Consider the following 14775-nt stretch of genomic DNA (forward strand, 5'->3'; position numbering starts at 1 on the left):
CATTAATCCAAACCTGAATGATTACAACCGACGACCTGCGCTTTTTCCTGAGTCTTTCCACTGCCGGATCGCTGGCGCAGGCGGCGCGCTCGCTGGATGTGACGCCCCCAGCAGTCACGCAGCGGCTCAATGCACTGGAGAAGCGGCTGGGCGTGAGACTGGTCAACCGATCGGCCCGCGGCATCGCACTGACCGACGAGGGCCGCCTGCTGGCCATGCGTGCGGGGCAGATCAGTCATGACCTGACGGTGCTGGCCGATGAACTTACGGGCAGGCGCGGCGTTGTGGCGGGGCATCTGCGGGTGGTGGCGCCGCTGGGCTTTGGCCAGCGCTACATCGCCCCCCTGGTGGCCGACTTCCGATCGCGCAGCGAGAACGTAACGGCCAGCCTGACGCTATCGGACGGCCCTCCCCGCCTGGCGTCGGACAACTGGGACGTCATGGTGCACATTGGCGAACTGCGCGACTCCACCCTTGTCGCGCACCCGCTGGCGCCGAACCGGCGCATGCTGTGCGCGTCGCCCGCGTACCTGAAGCGGCGCGGCACGCCGGCCATGCCTGAAGACCTGCGCAACCATGACTGCATCGCCCTGCGCGAGAACGACGAAGACGTGACCCTGTGGCGGTTCAGGCGCGCCCGGGGCGCAGCAGTCGGCGTTCGCATCGCGCCCGTGTTGTCGTGCAACGCGGGGGCCACTGCGCTGGAGTGGGCGTTGGGCGGACACGGCATCGTCGCGCGTTCAGAATGGGACGTGGCCACGCACGTCCGTGCAGGCGCGCTGGTCCCGTTGCTGGCCGGCTGGAGCCTGCCCGATGCGAATGTGGTGGCGCTGGTGAAATCGCGGCAGGAACTGTCCGCGCGCACGGCGGGGTTTCTGGCGGCGCTGCGCGCGGCCTTCGCCGCGCCGCCCTGGCGCGGCGGGGCGCCCTAGGCGCAAGGACAGCTCAATCGAGCATCGCTTCCGCTTCGATCTCGATCAGCCATTCAGGCAACGACAACCCGCTGACGATGATCCACGACGACGGCGGCGGATCGACCTTGAAGCGGTCGCGAAGCGCCTGCGCCACGACCTCCTGTTCGGTGCGGACCGTGTCGCAAATGTAGATCCGCAGCATGATGACCTGCGACAGATTGCCGCCCGCGGCCGCCAGGACACGTTCGACGTTGTCCAGCGCCGCTTCGGTCTGCACTTGCAGCCCGGGTCCGACCGTGCGCTCGTTGGCATCGACGCCGACCTGGCCGGACAGCAGCATGCGGCGCTGTCCGGTAACGATCACCGCCTGGCTGAAACCGTACTGCACGGAGTTGAACACCGTATCGGGATTGACGACGACTCGGGACATGGGCTTCTCCTGTGCAGTCCGGCGTGGGACGGCTGGTCATTCTAGCAACCGCACTGCGGACGACGAAGCGCCAGCGGCACCGCGCGTCGAGTCGACCAAACGCGGTATGGAGCCGCGGCACGGCGTTTGCTACGCTGGACTGGTCTGTTCAGCCAGGGTCACGGCCATGAGCGAGAAGATCCGAGTTCTATGCATCCAGCCCGCCACGACGTCCGCGCGTTTCGCGTTCCTGGTGATTGCCCTGAAATGGTCATTGGGCGCCACGCCCCGGCCGTCGCGCCTGCAGATCGGCCCGCATGATCTGGCGCCCGAAGGATCGGAAGGCGCCTTCTGGCAGTTTGCGCTGCGGCACGCCTTCTCCAGCCAGTCCATTCTGGTCACGCGCGGTGAGCATTGGGATGTGTCGGCGTCGGTGGACGGCGACGAAGTCCGCGCCTTCGGGCGGACTTTTGCGCTGAGGCAGTGTCTTTTCTGACCCCGCGGTGCGCCACGCCTGCGTCTCAGGCGTCGACAGGCGCCTTGCGGTGATACGCCGCGAGTTCTTCGGCCGTCCAGCGCTGGCGCGCTTCGTCCTGACAGCAGGTGCGATACACCAGCGCGCCGACGTCCAGAAAACGCTTCACGTCGGCGTCAGACAGCTTGCCCTGCACCTGCAACAGGCAGTCGGCCAAAGTGGAAAGCACGCCGTCCCAGCCGTCAAACCTGCCAGGCGCCACCGGCAACGTGATCATGCGCGCCATCATTTCACTATGGTCCATGCTGAGTCTCCCCTCTGTCGCGGCGCCGCTCGATCCGCTCTCGCCTGGCGCCCCTGCATGGCTTGCAGCAAGTGGCGTTCCTGATGGGAAACGTATGGTTTAACGCGCTGGCGCCCGCCCAGTCACCGGATCCGGCGCGCGTCCGCGCAACAGCGACCCCGGATGGGCTTGCAGGTAGTCGGCCAATTCGCGCAACGACCGCGCGGTGCGGGCCAGTTCCTGCAGCAGCGTGCTCGTGTTGACCGGCAAGCCCGCATCGGGACTCAGCAACCCGCCCACCGCGCCCAGCGATCGGCTAGCTTGGCGCAGCATCGCGGACGCTTCGGGCGCAAGCTGCGTGTCCAGCCGCTTGACCAGTCTGGAGGTGCCTTGCAGCAGGTTGCCCAGTTCCGCGCCCAGGCCCTCCAGCGGAATCTTCTCGATCTTGGTCAGAATGGAGTTCAGTTGCAGTTGCAGTTGATCGAGGTTGTTTGGCACCGTGGGGATGAAGGGCACCTCTTCCATCTTGAACGTGACGGGCTTGGCATCAGGAAACACCGCCATCGCAATGTACAGCTGGCCCGTCAGCAGGTTGCCGATGCGCAATTGCGCGCGCAGGCCGTGCTCGATCATGGCCGCCATCAGCTTGCCGCTGGGATGCTCCAGCGACGATCCGGCATACTCCCGGATCTCTTCGAAGGTCTTCGCGCCCAGCCGCTCCGGGTACAGCGTGGCATCCACCAGCGCGTAGAACTGGTTGGTCGTACGGTCCAATTCCAGCCCGATGGCGTCGACCTGCCCGACCGAAGCGCCAAACGCGTCGATCGGGGCGCCGACGGAAAGGCCGCGCACCGACTGGTCAAACCGCATGCGGATATGCAACGGCATGCCATCCGGCTGCGCCCGCGCAGCGGTTTCGGAGGGGTAGATGACGAACGTGGCCTCTGGCTTGGCCGCGGCATGATGGCGGGTCTCTATCGAATCGAAGGCGACGCCCCCCACGATCACCGACAGCAGGGATTGCGAGCGCACGTCAAGCCCCCGCGCATCCACCGAAAAATCCACCCCGCTCGCATTCCAGAAGCGCGTGCCTTCGTTCACATATGCATCGTTTGGCGCATCCACGAACACCTGGATGTCTACCCCCTTGCCGGTGCTGTCCAGCCGATAGCTCACAACCTGTCCCACCGCGATGCGCCGGTAATAGACGGGCGATCCGATATCCAGCGATCCCAGGTCATGGCCCTTGAGCGTGAAGCGCTTGCCCGGCCGGTCCTGTGTCACTTCGGGTGGGACCTCCAGGCCGACGAACGCGAATTTGCTTGCATTGCCGGGATCGACGCCGCCGCGCAGGCCAGCCGGATCCAGGCCGATGTAGGCGCCAGAAAGCAAGGTGCTCAGGCCGGAGACGCCGCTAAGCGTGAGCCGGGGCCGCACCACCCAGAACAAGGTGCCCTCTTGCAAGAGGCCCGCCGCATCCTTGTTGAGCCGCACCGTCGCGATCACGCCCGTTCTGTCAGCGTTGAGCGCCACGCGCTCCACGACGCCGACATTCACTTCCTTGTATCGGACCTGCGTCTTGCCCGCCTCCAGCCCTTCTGCCGTCTGGAAACTGATCGTGGCCTGCGGGCCGGCGTCCATCCAGACCTTCAGCACCAACAGCAAGCCACCCAGCGCCGCGACGATCGGCACCAGCCAGATCCAGGAAAACCGGCGGCCACGGAGGGCAGGCGGGAGCTTTTGAGCGGCAGCAGGAGCAGTCTCGGGCATTGAAGGCATCCTTCGTGAGCACGCGTCCGGACTCTGGGTGCAATCCCGGTAAAGCGTCGCGCCAGCGGGGCCGCCGCGCAACAAGGGTAATCCCGACGTTTGCGCATGCCCGCTGCGCAAAGAAAGAGTAGGATGGCCATCCCAGTAAACAGGAAGCTTCCGTGAACATCGAAATTCGTCCTGCCGTCCCTTCGGACGCGGCCCAGATCCATGCCTTCATCACCGAATTGGCGGTCTACGAACGCGCCGCGCATGAGGTGATCGCCAGCGCTGAAGATGTCGAACGCACCTTGTTTGCGCAAGGCGCTCCGGCCCGGGCGTTGATGTGCCTGGTCGAGGGCAAGGCCATCGGCTACGCCGTCTATTTCTACAGCTACTCCACCTGGCTTGGAAAGAACGGCATCTACCTGGAGGATCTGTACGTCACGCCCGAACATCGAGGCATCGGCGCGGGACGCGATCTGCTGCGCCATCTGGCGCGCGAGGCGGTGGCAAACGATTGCGGGCGGCTTGAATGGAGTGTGCTGGACTGGAACCAGCCCGCGATCGATTTCTTTCAATCCATTGGCGCCCTGCCTCAGGACGAATGGGTGCGCTATCGGATGGCCGGCGACGCATTGCGCAATTTCGCCGAAGGCCGCCGCTAAGGCGGCCACTACGGCAGCCACTTAGGCAGCCACTAATACAGCCAGACCGCTCAGAACTCCGGCAGGTCGAACAGCGTGTGCAAGGTGGAGCTTGGCACCGGGACGGACGCGAGATGCTCGCGGCCCCGGGCATCCACCAGCACGCGCACCGCGCGCGATGCGACGGTCAAGCCGTCCACGCTGATCGCGGTCTCGACCTCAGCGCCGTCCTTGAGAAGTTCAATGACTTCGGAGGCTGCCGCCGTGGTGGGCTCCGAGATCCACCCGGGAACGCCGCGCACGGCCTGCCCCCAGCGCACATAGGCGATATGGCCACTCATGGCCTCCTTGCGCACGGCGACGATCACATACAAAGACATCCAGGCCTCCCTAACGTGTGGCCTGGATCGTATAACAGCTTGGCGTGCGCGGCATGACCGCGCCTGCTTCAGGGCTCGATGTCGATGGGCGCAAAAGACTTCACCAGGTCGTCAAGCTGCTTGAGCTGCGTCAGGAAGGGCTCCAGCTTGTCCAGCGGCAAGGCGCTGGGACCGTCGCACTTTGCGTTCTTGGGATCGGGATGGGCTTCCAGGAAGAGGCCCGCCAGCCCGACCGCCATGCCCGCGCGCGCCAGTTCGGCCACCTGTTCGCGGCGTCCGCCGGATGCGGCGTCCAGGGCCGATCGCTGCTGCAGCGCGTGGGTCACGTCAAAGATCAGCGGACGGTTGCCGGATACTTTTTTCATCACGCCAAAGCCCAGCATGTCGACGACCAGATTGTCGTAACCGAAGCTCGTGCCGCGGTCGCAGAGAATCAGCTTGTCGTTGCCGGCCTCGGTGAACTTCTCGACGATGTTGAGCATCTGCGTGGGACTGAGGAACTGCGGCTTCTTGATGTTGACCACGCGTTGCGTCTTGGCCATCGCGACGACCAGGTCGGTCTGGCGGGCCAGGAATGCAGGCAGTTGCAGGATGTCGGCGACTTCGGCGACCGGCGCGGCCTGCCAAGGCTCGTGCACGTCGGTGATGACCGGCACGCCGAACTCCTTTTTCACGGCTTCGAAGATCTTCATACCCTCTTCCAGTCCGGGACCGCGATACGAATGGATGGACGAGCGATTGGCCTTGTCGAACGACGCCTTGAACACGTAGGGGATGCCCAGTTTGCGCGTCACACGCTGGTATTCCTCGCAGGCGCGCAGCGCCAGTTCCTTGGATTCCAGGACATTGATGCCGCCGAACAGCACGAAAGGCCGATCGTTCGCGCAGGCGATCGAGGAGGAAATTACGACTTCTGGGGCGGTCATGATGGCAATCCTGTAAAGGTAAGGCAGGTGATAGTGCGTAATGTACAACCTGCCCCACCGCCGCATCACCTGGCTGGCCCCATTTTCCTGCCCACCGTAGCCCTAAATCACGCGCGCGATGCGGATCGGACGTGTCATCCGCGCTCGAGCGCCGGATCGCTGACCAGCCGGTAGGCCACCGCGCCGATGATCGCGCCCACGATGGGCGCCACCCAGAACAGCCACAATTGCTCCAGCGCCCAGCCGCCTACAAAAAGTGCCGGCCCGGTCGACCGCGCCGGATTCACCGACGTGTTGGTGACCGGGATGCTGATGAGGTGGATGAGGGTCAGCGCGAAGCCGATGGGAATGGCTGCAAAGCCTGCCGGCGCGCGCCGGCTGGTCGCGCCAAGAATCACGAAGATAAAACCGGCCGTCAGCACCAATTCGGTCACCAGCGCGGACAGCAATGTGTATTTGCCGGGTGAATACGCGCCATAGCCATTGGCGGCAAAGTGGCTTGCCCGCAGGTCAAAGCCCAGCTTGCCGTTTGCAATGGATGCCAGGACCGCCGCCGCCGCAATCGCGCCCAGCACCTGCACGATCACGTACGGCAGGATTTCCTTGGCGGGAAAGCGTCCGCCCGCCACCAGCCCCACCGTGACCGCAGGATTGAAGTGCCCGCCGGAGATGTGACCCACTGCGAAGACCATCGTCAGGACGGTCAGGCCAAACGCCAGCGCCACGCCCAAGAATCCGATGCCCAACTGGGGAAATCCGGCGGCGAGCACCGCCGCGCCGCACCCGCCCAGCACCAGCCAGAAGGTGCCGAAGAACTCCGCGCCGCAACGCTTGGGTAATGAGTACATGACCATTCCTCGATATCGAAAGCCCTAAGGTAGGGGCGGGCGCGAAGGTAATGGTCAAAATAGCCCGATGGCGGGCGCCCTGGAATCCGGCAGATGGGGGATGCGGGGGGACGACATTCAATATCCAACTGCCTGGGCATGGGCGGCCGCCTTCATGGTCATCGTCGTCGCGGATCTGGCGATGATGTACGTGCCGGCGTTCACCGCCACCGCAGGCACGGTCGTCATCCTGGCGGCGCAGGCTGCCGCGGCCTGGTTTACCGCCTGGTTGCCGAAAGCGGCCGAGCGGTGGCCCGCGTGCGTAAACGTCGTCCCGACGCCCGCGGATCGTCAATCAGCCTGAACGCGCTCAGGCCACCGCACATCGGGCACTGCATTCAGTGCGGGCTTTGCGAACAGATAGCCTTGAAAGCGTTCGAAACCGGCGGCCTGGAGCCAGCACCATTCCTCGACCCGTTCCACGCCCTCTGCGACGGGCGTGATGCCCATGGCGCTGCAAGCGCGCGCAATGCCGCAAACGATCGCCTGGCGGGGGCCGTCCAGATGAATGTTCCGGATGAGTTGCCGGTCGATCTTGAGCTTGTCCGGCTGAAATTCGGCCAGCAGCGACAGGCCCGCGAACCCTGCCCCGAAATCATCGATCGCGACACCGATGCCTGCCCGGCGCAGGCGTGCGATCGCGTCCCTGAAGGCAAACGGGCGCTCAATGGCTTCCTGTTCGGTGATTTCCACGATCACGTGCTGCGGCAAGAGACCGCAGGCCGCAATCTGATCCACCAGGCGGCTGACCGCCGACGGGTCTTCGATCAGCGACATCGGCAGCAGGTTGACCGACAGCTTCACATTGTCCAGACCCAACCGCCGCGCCAGTTCGAATGCGGCGGCTTTCGATTCCAGATCGACGCGGTAACGCTGAGCGGGATCGAGACTGGCGAACATCTGTTCAGGGGATTCTCCGGATCTGCCGCGGATCAGGAACTCGAAGGATGTGACCTCGCGCCGCATGGGATCGACGATGGGTTGCAGTGCAAAGGGATACGCGCGGGCGGGCGCTGCGGGGTCTTCCTGGATCGCAGCCGCGCCGCTCGCCGCAAACCACCAGTGGGCCGCATCTTCGCCCTCGACGATATGATCGGTCCCCCGCGCGGCGGCATACCAGCCCAGGATCTTCACGACCCGGTCGTCTCCACGCGCCAGCCGGGCGAAAACTGTCATTTTGGCAAGAATGCGCGAGGACACCTCTTGCGGGCCGAGCTCGCGCAGGTCAAGCAAGGCCATCGCATCGCCACCGAACCGGCGGGCCGGCCCTTGGTCCTGCATGAGCAGCACGACGTTCTTGTGGGCGTCGTCGCGCCGTATCGAATCGAAAAGGCGCGATACCGCTTCATCGGGCCCTTCCAGCAGTTGCACGAAGTGCACGCCGTCAAAGAGCATGATGCCGGTCACGTCCAACGCGGCGTTGCGCGCTCGGGCGGGCGTCAACAGATCGGTCAGATCCTGCGCATTCATGGTTTCGACAGCACGGCTGCGGTATATCAGTGTGGAAATCATGTCGTGTCTTTCACGAACGGGTCGGACGTTGGACGGGTGCGGCGGGGTTGCCAAGACGCGGCAGGGTTGGGCACGCGAAGACTGGGCGCGGGGCAAGGAGGCCTTGGCGGCCGGGCCCGTTTCAGTGGCATGGAAGGTGCGTCCGCGGCGGATGCGGATTCGTGGCCAGCGGCAAGATGAAGGACGGCTTGGGGAAAAGGGAAAATATTCCCGCCCAGCCACTCCGTCCTGATTCCCGAAATGGTTAGCTCGAAACCTGATAGGTCTGAAACCTAACTCACGGAAAAACATGGGAAGTTTGGTGGTGCGAAGGAGGGGACTCGAACCCCTACACCTGTTACGGCGTCAGGACCTAAACCTGGTGCGTCTACCAATTTCGCCACCTTCGCAATAGGCCAAGCCCGCTATTGTAGCTTGCTTGTTAAAATCTTGCGTCATGAATCCGCGCCTCGATGCCCTGCACCCCTACCCGTTCGAAAAACTGCGCGCGTTGCTGGCTTCTGCCAGCACGCAGCCGGACGGCATTACGCCCATCAACCTGTCGATCGGCGAGCCTAAACACGCCGCGCCCGAGCGCGTGGCGCAAGCCATCCGCGACGGCATGGCCGGGCTTTCAGTCTACCCGTCGACGAAGGGCGATCCGGCCCTGCGCCGGGCGATTTCCGAGTGGCTGGCGCGCCGCTACAGCATTCCGGCGCCCGATGCCGAAACGCAAGTGCTGCCGGCCCTGGGGTCGCGCGAGGCGCTGTTTGCGTTCACGCAGACAGTGATCGATCCCGCGGCCGGTTCCGTGGTGATCTGCCCCAACCCGTTCTATCAGATCTACGAAGGCGCCACGCTGCTGGCGGGCGCGACGCCCTACTTCGTCAATGCCGATCCAGTACGCAATTTCGGCAGCGACTGGAACCAGGTGCCCGAAGACATCTGGAAGAAGACGCGCCTGGTGTTCGTGTGCTCGCCGGGCAACCCTGCCGGCAACGTGATGTCGCTGCAAGAGTGGGAAACGCTGTTCAAGCTGTCGGACCGTCATGGTTTCGTGATTGCGTCGGATGAATGCTATTCCGAGATCTATCTGGACGAGGGCGATCCCCCGCTGGGCGGATTGCAGGCGGCGCGGCGTCTGGGGCGGGACGACTACCGCAATCTGGTGGTGTTCTCCAGCCTGTCCAAGCGGTCCAATGTGCCGGGCCTGCGGTCGGGCTTCGTGGCGGGCGACGCGGCGCTGATCGGCCGGTTTCTGCTGTATCGCACGTATCATGGCAGTGCGATGAGCCCCATCGTGTCCGCGGCCAGCATTGCCGCGTGGACGGACGAGGCGCACGTGAAGGAAAACCGCCGCCAGTACCGCGAGAAATTCGACGCGGTGCTGCCCATCCTGCAAAAGGTGCTGGATGTGTCGCGGCCGCAGGCTTCGTTTTATTTGTGGGCGGCAACGCCCGGTTCCGATACGGCGTTCGTGCGCGACCTCTATGGCCGTACCGGTGTTACCGTGCTGCCTGGCAGCTTCCTCGCGCGCGAGGCGCACGGCATGAATCCGGGCCAGGGACGCATCCGCATCGCCCTGGTGGCGCCCTTGGCCGACTGCGTGCAGGCGGCCGAGCGCATCGCCCATTTTGTACATACTTCTGTTTGACCAACCTTTAAAAGCTGAGCCGCTATGACTCTCGACCTGCAGACCACCATTGAACAAGCCTGGGAGAACCGGGCCAACCTGTCGCCCATCGACGCCAGCGCCGAAGTGCGCGAAGCCGTTGAGCACACCATCGACGGGCTGGACCTGGGCCGCCTGCGCGTGGCCGAGAAGATCAATGACGACTGGGTCGTGCACCAGTGGATCAAGAAGGCCGTGCTGCTGTCCTTCCGCCTGAACGAAAACGCCATCATGGGCCAGGCGCCCCTGCAGTTCTACGACAAGGTGCCGCTCAAGTTCTCGGAATTCGGCGACAACGCGTTCAAGCAAGGCGGCTATCGCGTGGTGCCGCCGGCTGTGGCCCGCCGCGGCTCGTTCATCGCCCGCAACGTGGTGCTGATGCCCTCGTACGTGAACATCGGCGCCTACGTCGACGAAGGCACGATGGTCGACACCTGGGCCACCGTCGGTTCGTGCGCCCAGATCGGCAAGAACGTCCACCTGTCGGGCGGCGTGGGCATTGGCGGCGTGCTCGAGCCGCTGCAGGCCAACCCCACCATCATCGAAGACAACTGCTTCATTGGCGCGCGTTCCGAAGTCGTGGAAGGCGTGGTGGTCGAAGAGAACTCGGTGCTGGCCATGGGCGTATTCCTGTCGCAAAGCACCAAGATCTACGATCGCGCCACCGGCAAGATCACCTACGGCCGCGTGCCCTCGGGTTCGGTCGTGGTGCCGGGCTCCTTGCCCTCCGCCGACGGCACGCACAGCCTGGCCTGCGCCGTGATCGTCAAGCGTGTCGACGCGCAGACCCGCGCCAAGACCAGCATCAACGACCTGCTGAGGGCTTGATGAGCAATTCGGCCGTACTGGATCTGGTCAAGGACCTGATCGCCCGTCCCTCCGTCACGCCCGCCGACGAAGACTGCCAGGCGGCGATTGCCGCCCGGCTCGAACGCATCGGCTTTACCTGCGAGACCATCGCGCAGGGCGGCGTCACCAATCTGTGGGCACGGCGCGGCAGCGCCGCGCCGCTGACGGTCTTTGCCGGCCACACCGACGTGGTGCCCCCGGGCCCGCGCGAGAAGTGGAACAGCGATCCGTTCGTTCCCACGGAACGCGACGGCTGGCTGTACGGCCGCGGGGCGGCCGACATGAAGAGTTCGATCGCCGCCTTCGTGGTGGCGGCCGAGGAATTCGTGGCGGCCCACCCGCAGCATGACGGCTCGATCGCCCTGTTGATCACTTCCGACGAGGAAGGCCCGTCCATCGATGGCACCGCCATCGTGTGCGACGCGCTCAAGGCGCGCGGCGAGCAGCTGGATTACTGCATCGTGGGCGAGCCCACCTCAGGCGATGTGCTGGGCGACACCTGCAAGAACGGCCGCCGCGGCTCCTTGTCGGGCAAGCTCACGGTCAAGGGCATCCAGGGGCACGTTGCCTATCCGCATCTGGCGCGCAACCCCGTTCACCAGCTTGCACCGGCGCTGGCCGAGATCGTCAGCATTGAATGGGACCAGGGCAACGAGTATTTCCCGCCCACGACGTTCCAGGTGTCCAACCTGAACTCGGGCACGGGCGCGACCAACGTCGTGCCCGGCGAGGCCGTGGCGTTGTTCAACTTCCGCTTTTCCACGGCCAGCACGCCTGAAGGCCTGAAGCAGCAGGTTCACGCCGTGCTGGACAAGCACGGCCTGGAGTACGAGCTGGATTGGGAATTGGGCGGCGAGCCCTTCCTGACCCCGCGCGGATCCTTGACCGACGCGCTGGTGCAGGCGATCCACGCGGAAACCGGCGTGACCGCCGAGCTGTCGACCACCGGCGGCACGTCGGACGGCCGCTTCATCGCCAAGATCTGCCCGCAAGTCATCGAGTTCGGCCCCGGCAACGCCACGATCCACAAGGTCAATGAGCGCATCGAGGTCGCCTCGCTGGAACCGCTCAAGAACATCTATCGGCGCACGCTGGAAAACCTGCTGCTGCCTGCATGATGCCCGCGCCGGCGGGACGCCAGTCCCGCCGCGCACGCTTTCCAGCCCCCTTTCAGGGGGCGTTTTTCCGTTTTCCCCCTGGGACGGTGATTTGAATGCCTGATACGAACGCAACCTCCCGCGAAGAACTGCAGACCGTGCGCGACCTGATCCGCTACGGCGTCTCGCGCCTGAACGGCGCCCAGGTGTCGCTGGGACATGGCAGCGACAATGCCTGGGACGAGGCGGTCTACCTGACCCTGCACGCGCTGCACCTGCCGCTGGACACGCTGGATCCGTTCCTGGATGCGCGCGTCGTGCGCGAAGAGCGCGAGCGTGTGCTGGACCTGCTGGACCGGCGCGTGGCCGAGCGCGTGCCCGCCGCGTACCTGACGAACGAAGCCTGGCTTCGCGGCCACCGGTTCTACGTGGACAAGCGCGTGATCGTGCCGCGCTCGCCCATCGCCGAGCTGCTGGACGAGGGGCTGTCGCCGTGGGTGCAGGATGCGCTGGCCGTGGAGAACGTGCTGGACATGTGCACCGGCTCCGGCTGCCTGGCGATCCTGGCGGCGCTGGCCTTCCCGTACGCGCACGTGGACGCCGTGGACGTGTCCGCCGATGCCCTGGCAGTCGCGCGCCGCAACGTCGACGACTACGGTCTTGCCGACCGCCTGGACCTGCACGAAAGCAACCTCTTCGACGCCCTGCCCGCGCGTGAATACGACGTGATCGTCTGCAATCCGCCCTACGTGAACAGCGGCTCAATGCGCGCCCTGCCGCAGGAATATCTGCACGAACCGCAGCTGGCGCTTGCCGGCGGCGACGACGGCATGGACCTCGTGCGCCGCATTCTGCAAGCCGCCCCACAGTACCTGTCGGAGAACGGCGTTCTGGTGCTTGAAATCGGCCATGAGCGCGATTTCTTCGAGGCCGCCTTCCCGCAGCTGTCGCCCGTCTGGCTGGACACCGAGGAAGCCTCGGACCAGCTTCTGCTGCTTACCCGCGAGCAACTGAGCCTGTGATACGCGCCAACGGATTGACCCTGCGCCGCGGCACGAAAGTGCTGCTGGACGGCGCCGAATTTGTCGTGAACCCAGGGGAACGGGTAGGCATCGTGGGCAAGAACGGCGCGGGCAAGTCCTCGCTGTTCGCGCTGCTGACCGGCGCGCTGGACGCGGACGCCGGCACCTTGTCGCTGCCCGCCGGTTGGCGCATCGCCAGCGTCGAGCAGGAACTGCACGCGGACGACCGCCCTGCCCGCGAGTTCGTGATCGACGGTGACACGCATCTGCGCGCATTGCAGGCGCAGCGCGCGGCGCTGTCCGACGACCAAGGCACGCAGATCGCCGAAGTGGAAGCCGCGCTGGTGGAAGCCGGCGCCTGGAGCGCCGCCTCCCGTGCCGAGCAACTTCTGGCCGGTCTGGGCTTCAAGCCCACCGAATGGACGCAACCGGTCGAGAGCTTTTCGGGCGGCTGGCGCATGCGCCTTGCGCTGGCCCGCGCGCTGATGGCCCCGTCCGAACTGCTGCTGCTGGACGAACCGACCAACCACCTGGATCTGGACGCCATGCTGTGGTTGGAGAAATGGCTGGCCGCCTACGAAGGCACCGTCATGCTGATCTCCCACGACACCGAGTTCCTGGACGCGGTCGCGCGATCGATCCTGCATTTCGACCATGCCAAGCTGACGCGGTATCGCGGCGGCTATGGCGACTTCCTGACGCAGCGCGCCGAGCGCCTGCGCCAGTCCAGCATTGCCTACGACCGCCAGACACGCGAGGCGGCCCGCCTGCAAGGCTTCATCGACCGCTTCAAGGCCAAGGCGTCCAAGGCCAAGCAGGCGCAGAGCCGCGTGAAGGCGTTGGCGCGCATGCAGGTGCTGGCGCCGCTGCAAGCGGAAGCCGGCATCGACATTCGCATCCCATCACCCGACCAGGTGCCCGATCCGCTGCTGACGCTTGAGCATCTGTCGGCGGGCTACACGGACGCCGAGGGCAATGCCGTGCCCATCCTGCGCGATGTGACGCTGATGGTTCGCGCGGGCAGCCGCGTGGGCGTGCTGGGCGCCAACGGCGCCGGCAAGAGCACACTGATCAAGACCCTGGCCGAGGAACTGCCCGTGCAGGCCGGCGAGCGCCGCGCTTCGCGCGGTCTGGCGATCGGATACTTCCACCAGCATCAGCTCGACATGCTGGACGTGGACAGCACGCCAATCGCGCACCTGGCCCGCCTGGCGCCCGAGGCGCGAGAGCAGGAACTGCGCAATTACCTGGGCGGTTTCGGTTTCTCGGGCGATACCGTCACCAGCAAGGTGGGCCCGATGTCGGGCGGCGAAAAGGCGCGCCTGGCGCTGTCGCTCATCGTTTGGCAGAAGCCCAATCTGCTGCTGCTGGACGAGCCCAGCAACCACTTGGATGTCGAGACGCGCGAAGCCTTGGCCACCGCCCTGGCAGACTTCGGGGGCAGCATGCTGCTCGTGTCGCACGATCGCCATCTGCTGCGCACCACCGTGGACAGCTTCTGGATCGTGGCGGACGGCGCGGTGCGCGAGTTCGACGGCGACCTGGAGGACTACCGCGACTGGCTGGCCGCGCGCAATGCGGACGAACGCGCCGAGGCTCGGGAAAACGCCGAAAACGGCAGTGACCCAGTCGTCGATCGCAAGGCGCAGCGCCGCGCCGAAGCCGAACAGCGGCAACGCCTGTCCGCCCTGCGCAAGCCGCTGGAGTCCAAGCTGGCCAAGGTGGAATCCGAAATGGAAAAGCTGCGGGGCAAGCTCGCGGCCCTGGACGCGGTGATCGCCGATCCGGACCTGTATTCCGACGCGCGTCGCGCCGAACGCCAGAAGGTCATGGCGGACCACGGCGAACACGGCAAGCGCATGGGGGAACTGGAAGAGCAGTGGCTGGAGCTGCAGGGCTCGCTGGAAGAGATCGACCAGAGCGAAGCCTGACCCAAAAGAAGCAGGCCCACATATGAGCGGGCTTCAAACAGAA

16 protein-coding genes and 1 tRNA gene are annotated in these 14775 nt (G+C 65.3%); 9 read left to right on the plus strand and 8 right to left on the minus strand.

Translation table 11 applies throughout. The features are described from left to right. The first annotated feature begins 17 nt into the window (after nt 1–17). A complete protein-coding gene (locus HV786_RS06295) occupies nt 18–932 on the plus strand; it encodes a LysR family transcriptional regulator (protein ID WP_175210310.1) in 915 nt (304 codons plus the stop codon). Nucleotides 933–945: 13 nt separating this feature from the next. On the opposite strand, the gene HV786_RS06300 is transcribed toward HV786_RS06295, so the two are convergent. Then, complete coding sequence (locus tag HV786_RS06300; protein WP_128828506.1) at nt 946–1344, minus strand: RidA family protein; 399 nt, start codon at nt 1342–1344, stop codon at nt 946–948. 166 nt (nt 1345–1510) lie between these two features. On the opposite strand from HV786_RS06300, the gene HV786_RS06305 reads away from it, so the two are divergent. Next, entirely contained in the window at nt 1511–1819 is a 309-nt protein-coding gene (locus tag HV786_RS06305) for a hypothetical protein (protein ID WP_062840797.1), read from the plus strand. A gap of 25 nt (nt 1820–1844) precedes the next feature. Here the strand turns inward: HV786_RS06305 and HV786_RS06310 are convergent, their stop codons facing one another. Both HV786_RS06310 and HV786_RS06315 read right to left on the minus strand, forming a co-directional pair. Then, complete coding sequence (locus HV786_RS06310) at nt 1845–2102, minus strand: hypothetical protein (RefSeq protein ID WP_128828507.1); 258 nt, start codon at nt 2100–2102, stop codon at nt 1845–1847. Between the two features lie 99 nt (nt 2103–2201). Next, complete coding sequence (locus tag HV786_RS06315) at nt 2202–3851, minus strand: PqiB family protein (protein WP_175210312.1); 1650 nt, start codon at nt 3849–3851, stop codon at nt 2202–2204. A gap of 161 nt (nt 3852–4012) precedes the next feature. Here HV786_RS06315 and HV786_RS06320 point away from each other — a divergent pair, with 161 nt between their 5' ends. Next, nucleotides 4013–4498: a GNAT family N-acetyltransferase gene (locus HV786_RS06320; RefSeq protein ID WP_128828508.1), complete on the plus strand. Its 486-nt coding sequence runs from the start codon at nt 4013–4015 to the stop codon at nt 4496–4498. A gap of 50 nt (nt 4499–4548) precedes the next feature. Here the strand turns inward: HV786_RS06320 and HV786_RS06325 are convergent, their stop codons facing one another. The 3 genes from HV786_RS06325 to aqpZ all read right to left on the minus strand — a co-directional run bounded on the left by HV786_RS06325 (nt 4549) and on the right by aqpZ (nt 6631). Further along, entirely contained in the window at nt 4549–4857 is a 309-nt protein-coding gene (locus tag HV786_RS06325; protein WP_128828509.1) for a carbohydrate isomerase, read from the minus strand. A gap of 68 nt (nt 4858–4925) precedes the next feature. Continuing rightward, nucleotides 4926–5783 carry a 3-deoxy-8-phosphooctulonate synthase gene (gene kdsA / locus HV786_RS06330; protein ID WP_128828510.1) on the minus strand — a complete coding sequence of 286 codons (858 nt, stop codon included), beginning with the start codon at nt 5781–5783 and terminating at the stop codon, nt 4926–4928. A 134-nt stretch (nt 5784–5917) separates the two neighbouring features. Further along, nucleotides 5918–6631, minus strand: a complete 714-nt coding sequence (gene aqpZ / locus HV786_RS06335) for an aquaporin Z (RefSeq protein WP_128828511.1) — start codon at nt 6629–6631, stop codon at nt 5918–5920. 154 nt (nt 6632–6785) lie between these two features. Here aqpZ and HV786_RS06340 point away from each other — a divergent pair, with 154 nt between their 5' ends. Next, on the plus strand, nt 6786–6974 hold the full coding sequence (locus tag HV786_RS06340) for a hypothetical protein (RefSeq protein ID WP_128828512.1): 189 nt from the start codon (nt 6786–6788) through the stop codon (nt 6972–6974). On the opposite strand, the gene HV786_RS06345 is transcribed toward HV786_RS06340, so the two are convergent. Then, a complete protein-coding gene (locus HV786_RS06345; RefSeq protein ID WP_252870172.1) occupies nt 6962–8473 on the minus strand; it encodes a diguanylate phosphodiesterase in 1512 nt (503 codons plus the stop codon). The two genes, HV786_RS06340 and HV786_RS06345, sit on opposite strands and share 13 nt — an antisense overlap. 11 nt (nt 8474–8484) lie before the next feature. After that, nucleotides 8485–8571, minus strand: a tRNA-Leu gene (locus HV786_RS06350). 47 nt (nt 8572–8618) lie between these two features. On the opposite strand from HV786_RS06350, the gene dapC reads away from it, so the two are divergent. The 5 genes from dapC to HV786_RS06375 all read left to right on the plus strand — a co-directional run bounded on the left by dapC (nt 8619) and on the right by HV786_RS06375 (nt 14732). Continuing rightward, entirely contained in the window at nt 8619–9815 is a 1197-nt protein-coding gene (gene dapC / locus HV786_RS06355) for a succinyldiaminopimelate transaminase (RefSeq protein ID WP_175210314.1), read from the plus strand. A 24-nt stretch (nt 9816–9839) separates the two neighbouring features. Further along, the gene (dapD, locus tag HV786_RS06360; RefSeq protein ID WP_063955502.1) at nt 9840–10661 is read left to right on the plus strand and encodes a 2,3,4,5-tetrahydropyridine-2,6-dicarboxylate N-succinyltransferase; all 822 of its coding nucleotides are present in this window, start codon (nt 9840–9842) and stop codon (nt 10659–10661) included. Next, complete coding sequence (gene dapE / locus HV786_RS06365; protein WP_056324429.1) at nt 10661–11800, plus strand: succinyl-diaminopimelate desuccinylase; 1140 nt, start codon at nt 10661–10663, stop codon at nt 11798–11800. The genes dapD and dapE overlap by 1 nt, the downstream gene beginning before the upstream one ends. A 95-nt stretch (nt 11801–11895) precedes the next feature. Continuing rightward, nucleotides 11896–12801: a 50S ribosomal protein L3 N(5)-glutamine methyltransferase gene (gene prmB / locus HV786_RS06370; RefSeq protein WP_128828514.1), complete on the plus strand. Its 906-nt coding sequence runs from the start codon at nt 11896–11898 to the stop codon at nt 12799–12801. Next, nucleotides 12798–14732 carry an ABC-F family ATP-binding cassette domain-containing protein gene (locus tag HV786_RS06375; protein WP_175210323.1) on the plus strand — a complete coding sequence of 645 codons (1935 nt, stop codon included), beginning with the start codon at nt 12798–12800 and terminating at the stop codon, nt 14730–14732. Before prmB ends, HV786_RS06375 begins: the two co-directional genes overlap by 4 nt. Nucleotides 14733–14775: the final 43 nt, after the last annotated feature.

It is taken from the genome of Achromobacter mucicolens, from assembly GCF_902859725.1.
GTDB lineage: Bacteria > Pseudomonadota > Gammaproteobacteria > Burkholderiales > Burkholderiaceae_B > Achromobacter > Achromobacter mucicolens.

Excerpts from the sequence above, each read along its gene's own strand:
- HV786_RS06295 (WP_175210310.1), top strand. The coding sequence starts at position 18 with ATGATTACAACCGACGACCTGCGCTTTTTCCTGAGTCTTTCCACTGCC.
- HV786_RS06300 (WP_128828506.1), bottom strand. The coding sequence starts at position 1,344 with ATGTCCCGAGTCGTCGTCAATCCCGATACGGTGTTCAACTCCGTGCAG.
- HV786_RS06305 (WP_062840797.1), top strand. The coding sequence starts at position 1,511 with ATGAGCGAGAAGATCCGAGTTCTATGCATCCAGCCCGCCACGACGTCC.
- HV786_RS06310 (WP_128828507.1), bottom strand. The coding sequence starts at position 2,102 with ATGGACCATAGTGAAATGATGGCGCGCATGATCACGTTGCCGGTGGCG.
- HV786_RS06315 (WP_175210312.1), bottom strand. The coding sequence starts at position 3,851 with ATGCCCGAGACTGCTCCTGCTGCCGCTCAAAAGCTCCCGCCTGCCCTC.
- HV786_RS06325 (WP_128828509.1), bottom strand. The coding sequence starts at position 4,857 with ATGTCTTTGTATGTGATCGTCGCCGTGCGCAAGGAGGCCATGAGTGGC.
- kdsA (WP_128828510.1), bottom strand. The coding sequence starts at position 5,783 with ATGACCGCCCCAGAAGTCGTAATTTCCTCCTCGATCGCCTGCGCGAAC.
- aqpZ (WP_128828511.1), bottom strand. The coding sequence starts at position 6,631 with ATGTACTCATTACCCAAGCGTTGCGGCGCGGAGTTCTTCGGCACCTTC.
- HV786_RS06340 (WP_128828512.1), top strand. The coding sequence starts at position 6,786 with ATGGTCATCGTCGTCGCGGATCTGGCGATGATGTACGTGCCGGCGTTC.
- HV786_RS06345 (WP_252870172.1), bottom strand. The coding sequence starts at position 8,473 with ATGTTTTTCCGTGAGTTAGGTTTCAGACCTATCAGGTTTCGAGCTAAC.
- dapC (WP_175210314.1), top strand. The coding sequence starts at position 8,619 with ATGAATCCGCGCCTCGATGCCCTGCACCCCTACCCGTTCGAAAAACTG.
- dapD (WP_063955502.1), top strand. The coding sequence starts at position 9,840 with ATGACTCTCGACCTGCAGACCACCATTGAACAAGCCTGGGAGAACCGG.
- dapE (WP_056324429.1), top strand. The coding sequence starts at position 10,661 with ATGAGCAATTCGGCCGTACTGGATCTGGTCAAGGACCTGATCGCCCGT.
- prmB (WP_128828514.1), top strand. The coding sequence starts at position 11,896 with ATGCCTGATACGAACGCAACCTCCCGCGAAGAACTGCAGACCGTGCGC.